Below are 12,764 nucleotides of genomic sequence, written 5' to 3' on the forward strand. Positions count from 1 at the left end.
CTATGATCACCCTGCGGTATCACATCATTAGCATATCTGCTGTTTTTTTATCCCTAGGGCTTGGAATCATCCTGGGGGGAAGCATTGGTCAGAATTGGATCAACGAAAAACAGCAAACCTTGCTGCTGAGTTTGGAAGAAAAATATGATCAAGCTGTCGAAAGCAACAAAGAATTGCAGGAACAAATCCATGATTTGAGCTTGCGGATCGAGCAGTCCAATCAGGAGTTCAGCGCGTTTGTCAGCAATGGTTATCTTTCCGTTTTAGAAGGGAAAATAATTGGAATATGGAAACCTAAAGAAGCCGATGTGAGTCAGCTCGAGCAATTGCTTCACTCTGCAGGGCTGAAGATTGTTTGGTTAGAGAACGACATGCCGACAGAGAAGTACCCCGTTATCTTTGTAGGGGAGGACATCCCTGATTGGCATCGACAGCTGGAACCGGGACTGGAATTCACCCTTCATAGCCCCATATTGAACCATTCTGAGCAATGGGAGCTTCTTAGAAATATTCAACATGTCTACAAGGAGATCCATCATGAGTATTAGTGCCATTATTCCTGCCTATAACGAAGAACAGAGGCTTCCGCAAACGATACGCAGCTTAAGGCAAGTGGAAGAGATTTCGGAAATTATTGTGGTAGATGACGGAAGTGAAGATGGAACAGACCGTTGTGCCCGGAATTTGGCTGATCAGGTCATTTCCCTGCCAGGGAACTGTGGGAAGGGCGAAGCTCTGCGACAAGGGTTTTTGGCTTCAGAAGGAGACATTGTCCTGTTTCTGGATAGTGACTTAGGTCATTCGGCAGTCCTTGCTCGCTATTTGTTACGGCCAGTTCTGCGGGGAACAGCAGACATGACCATTGCCATTTTTCCTCCGCCTGCCAAAAAAGCGGGATTCGGTTTAGTCAAAGGGCTAGCTAGACAAGGAATACGCAGGCTGACTGGCTTTACCTCCCTGTCTCCTCTTTCAGGGCAAAGAGCCTTAACGCGGGAAGCGGCCGATACGATTCAGCATTGGGACGTCCGTTTTGGGATTGAAGTGGGGATGACCATTGACGTGCTTCGGTCTGGATTTCAAGTGTTGGAGATCCCCCTTCCCTTTTGTCATAGGGAGACGGGAAGAGATCTTGCAGGTTTCTTCCATCGGGGAAAACAGATGGTGGATGTAGGAAGGATGCTGAGCAAAAAGTGGCTGGCACCTTAGCGATGACTTTTGGAATAGGTTGGATAGGCTTATGGCTATTCTTATCAGGGCTCTACCCCATATTGCTCCATTATTTGAAAAAAAGGGAAATGTACCGGTTGAATTACCAAGGGACCCTGATTCCAGTTGCTGTAGGTTGGCTTATCCCATTCAGTCAATGGTTCGTATGGCCTGGATCCCTCGATGAAACGCTAAGGTCCTACTGGATGTGGCAAACAATTGTCATTTGGGGGATTGCCTATGCCGGCTGGAAAGATGATCAATATGGAGGAACGGAGGCCAAAGGGTTAAAGGGTCATTTCCGATTGTGGCTGAAGGAGGGCAGATTTACTACAGCTTTATGGAAAGTAGTGACCGCCTCGGTGCTTGCTCTAATCGTGAGCGCAGCAAGCTCTGGCTCCTTGACAGAGTTTATCCTTCATTTCCTGCTGCTTATGCTTATGACGAACTTAATTAACCTTTTAGATCTAAGACCCGGAAGGGCTTTAAAAGGCTTTTTTTTCATGTTCATTCTTCTTCTGCTTTTAACCTCTTTTCAGTTGCCGGTTGCTCTTTGGCTTCCTACTGTAGTTGCAGGCATTTTCCTTTTCCGCGATGATCTCAAGGCCCAATCGATGTTAGGGGATACTGGCTCGAACAGCTTAGGGATGGCTCTAGGCTGCTGGATTGTCTTTTTTGCGCCCGTTCCAGTAAAATGGTCGTTTTTGCTTGGAGCTATCCTGATCCATGTCTATGCCGAAAAGCATTCCCTTACCGTATTGATTCGCAATACGCCGATCTTGCATTGGCTGGACATGCTTGGGCGTGCGGAGTATAAAAAGCTTCATTGAAGCATTTCAGGGTAGCCAGACCACTATTAGAGGAATTTATGCGGAATAAGGATGAAGACTCGAAGAAGTTTATACTTTCTTATTCCGTCAGGCAGAAAACCCAGGGTAAAATTAACCCTGGGTTTTCTTTTTCTTATCCCTATGAACGAAATAACCGGCTATGAAAGCTACGCCAAGGAGAAACAGAGTAAGACCCCCGATAAATTTAAAGATCGGAAGCGATCCTCCCTCTGGAGAAAAACTAAAGAAAATGGCATCGCGCATGATATTCCACCCATAACCTGCTAATATCCCAGGAATCACAATGACAAGAACAGCCAATAATCTCTGTGCTAACTGCATTTTATCCACCGCCCTCTTAGAACGAGATCCTTTACTATGATATCAAGAAAGCCCTCATATCGCCAAGCATTTCTCGTGGGGCTAGCTAGTTGAAATTTTTACCCATTCGACCTATGCTAATAGAAAGAAGGCCATTCTTGAGTGGCAGATGGGAGGGTCCATGGGCAAAAGATTCCTTATTGTTGGTGCCGGTCGTGGGGGCACGGCGCTCCTGCAGGCGCTGCTCGCCATAGATTGGGTTTCGATCGTTGCGATTATCGATGTGAATCTGGATGCATCGGGAATCCAATTCGCGCAGAAGAATGGGATTCCGCATGGAAGCTCCTATGAGCATTATGTTTTATCGGAAGAGATTGACGTGATTTTGGAAGCCACGGGAGATTTGGCGGTCTATCAGGACTTGGAGCGGAAAAAAGGACCAAATACCATCTTAATTCCTGGAATCGTTGCCAATATGGTAATGACCTTATTCGATCAGAAGGAACGACTAATTCATCAATTGGAGGAAAAAAGCCAGGAGATCACTACTTATTTGGACTCGACTCATGATGCTATCATTGCGGTGAATGCGGACGGGGTCATCACGCTATTTAATCGTTCAGCTGAGCGCATATTGGAGATGAATAGCGAAGAGATGCTGGGGACCCATGTACAGGATACGATTCCCAATACAAGGCTGCACCTCATTTTACAAAGTGGAAAAACGGAGCTGAATCAAGAACAGATCCTGAAGAACAGTAAGCGGATTATTACGAATCGCGTTCCTGTTTTTGATGGCCACGGGGAGATTATTGGAGCTGTTGCCGTATTCCGTGACATTACCGAAATTCTTTCTTTAGCTGAAGAAATTACGGATTTGAAAGCCATTCAGACCTTTCTGAAGGCGATCATCAATTCTTCGGAGGATGCGATTTCCGTCGTGGATGCCAAGGGAAATGGGATGCTGATCAATCCTGCTTATACCCGGTTAACGGGCTTAAGTCCTAGTGACATTCTAGGAAAGCCGGCAGACGTTGACATCTCTGAAGGAGAAAGCATGCACATGAAGGTCCTTCAGACGCGCAGGCCCGTACGCGGGGTGCATATGAAGGTGGGTCCCAAAAAGAAGGATGTCATTGTGAATGTCGCACCGGTCATTGTAGACGGATTGCTGAAAGGGAGTGTAGGCGTCATTCATGATGTCACAGAGTTCAAAAAGCTAGCCGAGGAATTAGAGAAAGCGAAGCGAATTATTAGGACCTTAGAAGCCAAGTATACGTTTAAGGACATAATCGGTTTTAGCGATGCCATGCTTCTAGCAGTGGAACAGGCTCAGAAGGCTGCCCTGACCCCCGCCACGGTGCTGTTAAGGGGAGAATCGGGAACAGGAAAGGAATTGTTTGCGCACGCGATTCATAATGAAAGCAACAGGAAATTCAGCCAGTTCGTTCGCGTGAATTGTGCTGCCATATCTGATCAGCTATTAGAAAGCGAATTGTTTGGTTATGAGGAAGGAGCTTTCACTGGAGCGAAAAAAGGCGGGAAGCTGGGGTTGTTTGAAGAAGCGAGCGGAGGGACGATCTTCTTAGATGAAATCGGGGAGATGTCGATGAACACCCAGACAAAGCTTCTTAGGGTCTTGCAGGAAAAAGAAATCATTCGCGTAGGCGGAACGAAGGCCATACCCATCGATGTTCGGATCATCGCGGCTACCCATGTTCATTTAGAAAAGGCGATCCAGCAAGGGAGCTTCCGGGAGGACTTGTATTATCGCTTGAACATGATGCCGATTTATATCCCGCCTCTCCGTTATCGAAGAGAGGACATTCTTCCTCTTTCTCACCATCTTATCCGAAAGTTCAATCAGGACTACGGAAGGGCTGTCGTGGATTTGCATCCGGATGCCCTCCAGAAATTTCAAGGCTATACATGGCCTGGAAATGTCCGAGAATTGGAGAATGTGTTAGGAAGATCGATCATAAATATGCGATTCTCGGAAACGGTCATCCAGCCAGAACACCTGCCGGATCTTTTTTCGCCTAGGCGAGCGGAGGTCTTTTCTGAATATCTGCCGCCTTTCCCGGCGGAAAGGGAAAGGAGGACATCGGCAAAGCTATCTGAACAGTTAGATATCGTTGAAAAAGAAATTATTCGCAAAGTCTATGAGGAAACTGGAAGAAATAAAACGGAGACAGCAAGAAGGTTAGGATTATCCATTCGCAGTTTATACTACAAGATGGAAAAACATCAACTCATCTAGCACTTGTTAAATTTTGCCTGCAAATATTTGCAGGCTTTTTGCATGTTTTTGCAGGGTCCCCGAAGCAAACGTCTGGTGGCGTGTAGTAAACGCTTACAAAATGGTTTGGCATGGATTTTGCTTGTAACTAAGGTGGGGAGAAAGCTTATCAAACTTACCCAAGAATCATAAGACGATGCATTCATCTACGAGGAGGAAGAATGTCTAATGATTTTGGAATATATGGAAAAGTATGATTATGAACAGTTATTGTTCTGCCAGGATAAAAACTCAGGACTTAAAGCCATCATCGCCATCCATGATACCTCATTAGGTCCCGCTTTAGGCGGCGCGAGAATGTGGACTTATGCCAGTGAAGAAGAAGCCATTGTGGATGCCCTTCGCCTTGCTCGGGGAATGACTTACAAAGCCGCCGCATCAGGATTGAATTTAGGGGGCGGAAAGACCGTCATCATTGGCGATCCAAGAAAAGATAAGAATGAAGAAATGTTTCGTGCCCTCGGTCGTTTTATCCAAGGGTTGAACGGAAGGTATATCACAGCCGAGGATGTAGGGACAACCGTAGCGGATATGGACCTGATTTATCAGGAAACGGAATTTGTGACAGGCATTTCCCCTGAGTTTGGGAGCAGCGGCAATCCATCTCCGGTGACGGCTTATGGCGTATATCGCGGGATGAAGGCGGCCGCTGTCCAAGCGTTCGGCTCGGATAGCTTAACTGGCAAAACCGTTGCTATTCAGGGAGTGGGAAATGTCGCTTATCATCTATGCGGACATCTTCATAAGGAAGGGGCAAAGCTTATTGTAACGGATATCAATCGAGACAGTGTGAACCGCGCAGTTCAAGAGTTTGGGGCCCGGGCGGTGGATATCCATGATATCTACGGGGTTGCGTGCGATATTTTCTCTCCTTGTGCCCTCGGGGGGATTATCAATGATGTCACCATTCCGCAGCTGAAAGCCAAGGTGGTAGCAGGGTCTGCCAATAATCAGCTGCAGGAGGAGCGACATGGGGAGATTCTTGAGCAAAAGGGGATCATTTATGCCCCGGACTATGTGATCAATGCGGGAGGTCTGATTAACGTAGAAGACGAATTGCTGGGCTATAATCGCGAGCGGGCTCTCAAAAAGGTGGATTCGATTTACGACACCATTCTCAAAATTTTTTCGATTGCCAAACGGGATGGTATTGCGACTTATCGAGCTGCAGATCGTCTTGCCGAAGAACGAATGGAATCGATAAAGAGGTCGAGAGGGACATTCCTCAGAAATGAAAGACATATTCTTAATCGTAGTAGGCGATAAAATAACTCGATTAAATATTTAACTAGAAATGAAAAGGGGGGATAAGGATGTCAACAAATGAATTTGATTTGGTCGTTCTTGGAGGAGGGACAGGGGGCTATGTCGCGGCGCTCCGTGCCAGTCAGCTAGGAATGAAGGTGGCTGTGGTGGAAAGAGACAAAGTGGGCGGCACTTGCTTGCATCGCGGCTGTATTCCAAGCAAGGCGTTATTGCGTTCAGCAGAAGTCTATCAAACAATGCTTCAGGGACACGAATTTGGCATTGAAGCTTCCGGTTTAGCGGTCAATTTTATGAAGATGCAGTCCCGCAAGCAAAAAATCATTGATCAGCTGCATAGAGGGGTCCAGCAATTATTGAAGAAAAGCAAGATCACGGTTTTACACGGGGAAGGACGGATCATGGGCCCTTCCATCTTTTCTCCTCAGGCTGGAGCAGTCGCGGTAACCAAGGAAAAGGGAGAGTCCGAAATCCTTGTCCCCAAGCATCTCCTTGTGGCAACGGGATCAAGACCTAGAACGCTGCCGGGGATCATGGTCGATGGAGAGCATGTTCTGACGAGCGATGAGGCGCTGCAGCTGGAGAATTTACCAAAATCTATGATCATTATCGGCGGCGGCGCAATAGGAATAGAATGGGCCTCCATGCTGAACGATTTAGGCGTGCATGTTCAGATCATCGAGACGGCAGATCGTCTTTTGCCTTTAGAGGATGCGGATATCAGCAAGGAAATGACACGCCTATTGAAAAAAAGGAAAATAAACGTTTATACGGGGGCAACGCTAGTCCCTGAAACGCTAGCTATCGTTAATGGCCAGGTGACCATCAAAGCGGAAAAACGCAATGAAACGTTCGATTTGCAAGCCGAAAAGCTTCTTGTTTCGGTTGGGCGCATGCCGAATGTGGAAAACATCGGTTTAGACAATACAGAGGTGAAATTAGAGCGCGGATGCATTCAAGTGAACGAGTATATGCAAACGGCAGAAGCCCATATTTATGCGATTGGTGATGTAATTGGGGGGCTTCAGCTGGCTCATGTCGCTTCCCATGAAGGAATCCTCGCTGTCGAGCATATGGCTGGATTAAGTCCTCAGCCTTTAGACTATTCGAAAATCCCGAAGGTAACCTACAGCCGCCCAGAGGTGGCAAATGTGGGCTTAACGGAGGAAGAAGCGAGACAAAAGGGGTATGCGGTGAAAACGGGCGTTTTCCATTTTCGGGCGATAGGAAAGGCGCTGATCTATGGGAATGCAGACGGGTTTGTTAAATTGATTGCAGATGAAAAGACAGATGATGTATTAGGTGTTCACATGATCGGGCCACACGTTTCCGATTTGATTGCGGAAGGAGCTCTTGCCACGGTGTTGAATGCGACACCATGGGAGATTAGTCATTCCATTCACCCGCACCCTTCTTTATCGGAAATCATGGGAGAGGCAGCCTTAGCGGTCTATGGAAAAGCAATCCATACGTAAACGTATTTTCTTAGACGGATGAGGGGGACATAAGCATGACAAACAATAGGCATCAAGCTCTTGGTTTATCGGATCAACAGGTGCTGGATATGTATTATTACATGTACTTGTCACGGAAAGTGGATGAGCGCATGTGGCTTCTGAACAGAGCTGGGAAAGTTCCGTTCGTGATCTCTTGCCAAGGGCAAGAGGCTGCACAAGTCGGTGCTGCTTTTGCTTTTGATAAAACGAAAGATTACCTTTGCCCCTATTATCGGGATATGGGTGTCGTCACGGTATTTGGCATGACAGCAAAAGATCTCATGCTCTCCGCCTTCGCTAAAGCGGAAGACCCAAACAGCGGGGGCCGTCAGATGCCAGGCCATTTCGGTGGGAAGAAATATCGCATCCTAACCGGTTCAAGTCCCGTAACCACCCAGGTCCCCCATGCTGTAGGGATCGCCTTGGCGGGACGGCTGGAAGGAAAGGATCATGTTGTATTTACTTCCTTTGGAGAAGGATCCAGCAATCAAGGGGATTTTCATGAAGGGGCAAATTTTGCCGGTGTTCATAAATTGCCTGTTATTTTCTTCTGCGAAAATAACAAATATGCGATATCGGTCCCGATTGCTAAGCAAGTGGCTTGTGAAAGCATCGCGGATCGGGCGAAGGGCTACGGGTTTCCCGGCATCAGCGTGAATGGCAATGATCCTCTGGAGGTTTATTTGGCAACGAAGCAAGCCGTTGATCGAGCGAGAAACGGAGGCGGGCCGACCCTGATTGAAGCCGTTACCTATCGTTTAGTTCCGCATTCTAGCGATGATGATGATCGTGCGTACCGAACCCGGGAGGAAGTAGAGGAAGCCAAAAGAAAAGATCCCCTTTTAGTTTTTCAACGCTACTTAAGAGAATCAGGCGTTATGAATGAAGGGATGGAACAAGAAATCCATGAACGAGTGGCCTTAGAAGTAGATGAGGGTACAGCTTATGCCGAGAATGCGCCATATCCCGCACCGGAAAGTACACTAAAGCACGTATATGGGGATAGGGCCGGGCGTTGAACCCATGGGAGAGATGACGATAGAGGAGGAAAAGCAATGCCAATCATCTCGTATATTGATGCAGTGACGCAAGCCTTGCGGGAAGAAATGCAGCAGGATAAACGAGTGTTTGTTTTAGGAGAAGATGTCGGTGTCCGCGGCGGCGTATTCCGAGCCACCCAAGGGCTTTATGAGGAATTCGGGGAACAGCGCGTAATGGACACTCCTTTGGCGGAATCAGCGATTGTCGGTGTGGCGATTGGAGCGGCAGCATATGGCATGAGACCGGTGGCTGAAATTCAATTTGCCGATTTTATCATGCCAGCCGTCAATCAGATTGTAAGCGAAGCGGCGAAAATGAGATACCGATCCAACGGAGATTGGAATTGCCCGCTGGTCATCCGGGCTCCTTATGGGGGCGGTGTGCATGGTGCACTCTATCATTCCCAAAGTGTAGAGGCGATGTTTTGCAACACCCCTGGCCTCAAGGTCGTAGCCCCCTCTACTCCTTACGATGTGAAAGGCTTGCTAAAGGCGGCCATTCGCGATTCGGATCCTGTGCTGTTTTTTGAGCATAAGCGCTGTTATCGGCTGATTAAAGGAGAAGTTCCAGTAGGGGACTATACGCTGCCGTTAGGCAAGGCGGATGTGAAGCGAGAGGGAGAAGATATCACGGTGATCTCTTACGGGCTAACACTGCACTTTGCGCTTCAGGCCGCAGAAAAGCTTGCTTCAGGCGGTTACAGCGCCCATGTTCTTGATTTGCGGACGCTTTACCCGCTAGATAGGGAATCAATTGTAGAGGCGGCCAGGAAAACAGGAAAGGTCCTTATTGTTCACGAGGACAACAAAGAAGGCGGCTTGGGGGCTGAGATATCGGCCGTAATTGCCGAAGAGTGTCTGTTTGAACTTGATGCCCCAATCAAGCGTCTTTGCGGGCCCGATGTTCCAGCTATGCCATATAGTCCTCCTATGGAAAAGTTTTTCATGCTGAATCCAGACAAAGTGTACCAAGCCATGAAGGAGTTAGCGGAATTCTAATTTGACAAGGAGGTCCATATGGCAGAGCAAGTACTCATGCCCCAGCTCGGGGAGAGCGTCACGGAAGGGACGATCTCGAAGTGGCTCGTTAAAGTAGGGGATAAAGTGAAAAAATATGAGCCGATCTGTGAAGTCAATACGGATAAAGTAAATGCAGAGGTTCCCTCTGCCTTAAGTGGCACGATAACGGAAATTGTAATTGCTGAAGGAGAAACGGTAGCGGTTGGGACGCTGATTTGCTATATTGCGGCAGAGGGAAGTGACCTGGTTAAGGTGACTCAGGTTCAGACGGAAGTAACAGCCAGTTCTATGAAACAGCGGTATTCCCCTGCTGTGCTTAAGTTAGCCCAAGAGAATAAAGTGGATTTATCCCGAGTGACAGGAACGGGGGCTGGCGGACGCATTACGCGCAAGGATGTATTGAGGGTGATTGAAGACGGTGGTCAGAGTGAATCCGTGTCCGTAGAGTCGATTTCTTCAGAGGCTGCGAAGCCCCAGGCAGAATCGTCTGATCTGTCTGATTCGGCCTTAATAACCCGAGAACCAGCAGCTCAAGTCCCTGTATCGGGTGAAGACCAAGTGATCCCTGTATCGGGTGTGCGCCGTACCATTGCTGCCCGCATGGTAGAAAGCAAACATGAAGCTCCGCATGCCTGGACCATGGTGGAATGCGATGTTTCAAGCTTAGTTCGACTACGGAATCAGTTGAAAGAAGAGTTTAAGAAAAGAGAGGGATTCAACCTTACCTTTCTGCCCTTTTTGATCAAGGCTGTTGTCGAATCTCTAAAAGAGTTTCCAATGATCAATTCTCAATGGGCTGGGGATAAGATCATTCTGAAGAAAGGTATCCATATCTCCATAGCGGTGGCTACAGACGACGCTTTATATGTACCCGTCATTAAGGATGCGGACCAAAAAAGCATCTATGGAATCGCAAAATCCATCGATGAACTAGCCCGAAAGAGCAGGCAAGGGAAGCTAACCTTAGATGATTTGACGGGTGGGACATTTACGTGCAATAACACAGGTTCCTTTGGCTCTGTCCTTTCCGCCCCAATCATCAATCCGCCGCAGGCAGCGATCTTAAGCATGGAAAGCATCGTGAAAAGACCTGTCGTTGTCGATGACAATATGATCGCTATCCGTGATATGGTGAATTTATGCTTGTCATTGGATCATCGAATTCTAGACGGGTTGATTTGCGGGAAATTCCTGCAAAGTGTAAAGAGAAGAATGGAAGGGTACGGGCCGGAGACAAAGATTTATTAATAGGGGATTGGTCTTGCTCATAAAAATAACCGGAGATTCTCCGCTTATTTCCCTATTTTTAAAGAAAAAGGGTAAAATAAGCGGACTTTCTCCGGTTACTTTAGTAAAACCCGTTTTTTTTCGTACATTTCGTAAAATTACCGGATTTTCTCCAGCAACCCCTCTTAATAAAAGAACCCAACCCCCATGATTAAGGTGGATAGCAGCATCGTTGCGATGATTAAGTAAACGACCATTTTCGTATATTTTTTTGGAATCATGCAGTTTACCCTCCTATAGGAAGCCCCTTCGATGAGGGCTTAGAATCCGCCGATTTTTTTGATATTTCCCTTGAGATGCTCAGGATAATACCCATACTGATCATACAGATCAATAGGGAGGTTCCTCCATAGCTAATGAAAGGAAGGGTAACCCCTGTAATCGGAATGATGCCTGTAACCCCGCCTATATTTATAAAGGTCTGGATGGAGATCATGCTCACGACTCCGATTCCGACGAGCTGGGCAAAGGTGTCCTGGCACTTCAGCGTAATATGGATAATGCGCCACAGAAACAAGATGAAGAATAATAGAAAAACGAAGCATCCAACCAAACCGAATTCCTCCGCCATGACGGCAAAAATAAAATCGGTTTGCGGATAAGGAAGATAGAGATACTTTTGGATGCTTTTCCCAAAGCCTACCCCATAGTATGATCCATGAGCGATGGCGTAAAGGGATTGGATCAGCTGAAAGCCATTTCCTAATCCGTTCATTCCATCATTCCAGGGGTCTAAAAACGTCGTGATCCTTAAGAGGCGATAGGGTGTCGTAGCCACTAGAACTATGCCCGCTAGAGCGACGGGAATGCATAGCATGGCCAATTGCTTCAGATGGGCCCCACCGGCAAAAATGACAGCCAGGGCACTGGCAAACAGGATAAACCCTCCACCGAAATCATGTTCGGCGATCGCGACAAAGAAGGTACCGCTCACGACAAGAGCTGGGACCAGCCCTTTTTTCCAGGTGCGGAACTTGTCCCCTTTCTTAGCGATCAAACCCGCCAAATAAATGATCAAGCCAAGTTTAGCAAACTCAGCAGGCTGAAATTGAAAGGATCCAATCCGAACCCAGCTGCGAGCTCCGTTAATGGAAACCCCAAAGGGAGAATAGACAAGAAAAAGCAAACAAAAAGACAGAATCACGATTGTTGGAAAGTTCTTTTTGTAAAACGTATAGGGGATGTTCATCGTGACCAGCATCGCTATTAATCCGATAATCGCCCACATGACCTGCCTTTTCACAAAGAAGAGGCTGTCACTATAATTGGGGTCGTTATAGGCAAGAATGTAGCTGGCACTAAACACCATTAAGATGCCGAAACCGACTAGAGCTAGGGTCATAAAGAACAGTAGAAAATCAGGGATCCCACGTGATTTGGGCATGTAAGCAACACCTATTTTTCGTTTATTGCCAACCTAGAATACTATTATAGTATGTTTTTATGCAAACTGTAAACCAAAGGAAACCAGCTTAAAAGATGAAGGAATTTCCAAACAAGTCTAGAATAATTTATCTTGATTGTACACTATACAGATAAATAAATGCGAAGGGAGCAAGAGTAATGCAAGCAAAACCGCCAAAGCAAATTGAACACATTGGAATTGCCGTGAGAAATTTAGAGGAATCGGTTAAGTTTTATACCGAACTGCTCGGCTTAAAATTGCTCGGGTACGAAACGGTAGAAAGTGAAATGGTCCGCGTGGCTTTTCTGGAGATTGGAGAAACCCATCTGGAGCTGCTGGAAGCTACAAGCCCGGAAAGCCCGATTGCCCAATTCATCGAGAAGAAGGGAGAGGGCATACACCATATTGCACTGCAAGTCGATGATTCGGTGGATCGGCTAGGTTATCTCAAGGAAAAAGGAATTAAACTCATCCATGAGGTTCCGAAGCAAGGGGCACATGGAAATCTGGTTGCCTTCCTGCATCCGAAATCCACGAATGGCGTATTGCTTGAGCTTTGCCAGCCGCAATCCAAGGATTCTCATGAGGAATAGGACA

General features: G+C 47.1%; 13 protein-coding genes. 10 read left to right on the forward strand and 3 right to left on the reverse strand.

From position 1 onward, the window contains the following. Window positions 1–2 precede the first annotated feature (2 nt). Genes ABLT31_RS12495 through ABLT31_RS12505 form a run of 3 tightly spaced genes read left to right on the forward strand, consistent with a single transcriptional unit; the run spans window position 3 to window position 2,036 of the window. A complete protein-coding gene (locus ABLT31_RS12495) occupies window positions 3–548 on the forward strand; it encodes a copper transporter (RefSeq protein WP_367751926.1) in 546 nt (181 codons plus the stop codon). After that, complete coding sequence (locus ABLT31_RS12500) at window positions 538–1,206, forward strand: glycosyltransferase family 2 protein (RefSeq protein WP_367751929.1); 669 nt, start codon at window positions 538–540, stop codon at window positions 1,204–1,206. Before ABLT31_RS12495 ends, ABLT31_RS12500 begins: the two co-directional genes overlap by 11 nt. Continuing rightward, window positions 1,191–2,036, forward strand: a complete 846-nt coding sequence (locus ABLT31_RS12505) for a hypothetical protein (protein ID WP_367751931.1) — start codon at window positions 1,191–1,193, stop codon at window positions 2,034–2,036. The genes ABLT31_RS12500 and ABLT31_RS12505 overlap by 16 nt, the downstream gene beginning before the upstream one ends. A gap of 111 nt (window positions 2,037–2,147) precedes the next feature. Here ABLT31_RS12505 and ABLT31_RS12510 read toward each other — a convergent pair whose 3' ends face one another. After that, the gene (locus ABLT31_RS12510) at window positions 2,148–2,378 is read right to left on the reverse strand and encodes a DUF2627 family protein (protein WP_367751933.1); all 231 of its coding nucleotides are present in this window, start codon (window positions 2,376–2,378) and stop codon (window positions 2,148–2,150) included. 160 nt (window positions 2,379–2,538) lie between these two features. Here ABLT31_RS12510 and ABLT31_RS12515 point away from each other — a divergent pair, with 160 nt between their 5' ends. The 6 genes from ABLT31_RS12515 to ABLT31_RS12540 all read left to right on the forward strand — a co-directional run bounded on the left by ABLT31_RS12515 (window position 2,539) and on the right by ABLT31_RS12540 (window position 10,723). Continuing rightward, window positions 2,539–4,617: a sigma 54-interacting transcriptional regulator gene (locus tag ABLT31_RS12515; RefSeq protein WP_367751936.1), complete on the forward strand. Its 2,079-nt coding sequence runs from the start codon at window positions 2,539–2,541 to the stop codon at window positions 4,615–4,617. 207 nt (window positions 4,618–4,824) lie between these two features. Further along, window positions 4,825–5,922, forward strand: a complete 1,098-nt coding sequence (locus ABLT31_RS12520; protein WP_367751938.1) for a Leu/Phe/Val dehydrogenase — start codon at window positions 4,825–4,827, stop codon at window positions 5,920–5,922. Window positions 5,923–5,969: 47 nt separating this feature from the next. Continuing rightward, window positions 5,970–7,394, forward strand: a complete 1,425-nt coding sequence (gene lpdA / locus ABLT31_RS12525; RefSeq protein WP_367751940.1) for a dihydrolipoyl dehydrogenase — start codon at window positions 5,970–5,972, stop codon at window positions 7,392–7,394. Window positions 7,395–7,429: 35 nt separating this feature from the next. Further along, on the forward strand, window positions 7,430–8,434 hold the full coding sequence (locus tag ABLT31_RS12530; protein ID WP_367751942.1) for a thiamine pyrophosphate-dependent dehydrogenase E1 component subunit alpha: 1,005 nt from the start codon (window positions 7,430–7,432) through the stop codon (window positions 8,432–8,434). 36 nt (window positions 8,435–8,470) lie between these two features. Continuing rightward, the gene (locus ABLT31_RS12535) at window positions 8,471–9,454 is read left to right on the forward strand and encodes an alpha-ketoacid dehydrogenase subunit beta (protein ID WP_367751944.1); all 984 of its coding nucleotides are present in this window, start codon (window positions 8,471–8,473) and stop codon (window positions 9,452–9,454) included. 18 nt (window positions 9,455–9,472) lie between these two features. Next, a complete protein-coding gene (locus ABLT31_RS12540; RefSeq protein ID WP_367751946.1) occupies window positions 9,473–10,723 on the forward strand; it encodes a dihydrolipoamide acetyltransferase family protein in 1,251 nt (416 codons plus the stop codon). A gap of 164 nt (window positions 10,724–10,887) precedes the next feature. Here ABLT31_RS12540 and prli42 read toward each other — a convergent pair whose 3' ends face one another. Both prli42 and ftsW read right to left on the reverse strand, forming a co-directional pair. Then, complete coding sequence (prli42, locus tag ABLT31_RS12545) at window positions 10,888–10,983, reverse strand: stressosome-associated protein Prli42 (RefSeq protein WP_367751948.1); 96 nt, start codon at window positions 10,981–10,983, stop codon at window positions 10,888–10,890. A gap of 5 nt (window positions 10,984–10,988) precedes the next feature. Then, window positions 10,989–12,146 carry a putative lipid II flippase FtsW gene (gene ftsW / locus ABLT31_RS12550; RefSeq protein WP_367751951.1) on the reverse strand — a complete coding sequence of 386 codons (1,158 nt, stop codon included), beginning with the start codon at window positions 12,144–12,146 and terminating at the stop codon, window positions 10,989–10,991. A 179-nt stretch (window positions 12,147–12,325) separates the two neighbouring features. On the opposite strand from ftsW, the gene mce reads away from it, so the two are divergent. Then, window positions 12,326–12,760, forward strand: a complete 435-nt coding sequence (mce, locus tag ABLT31_RS12555; protein WP_367751953.1) for a methylmalonyl-CoA epimerase — start codon at window positions 12,326–12,328, stop codon at window positions 12,758–12,760. Window positions 12,761–12,764: the final 4 nt, after the last annotated feature.

The organism is Ammoniphilus soli, assembly GCF_040813775.1.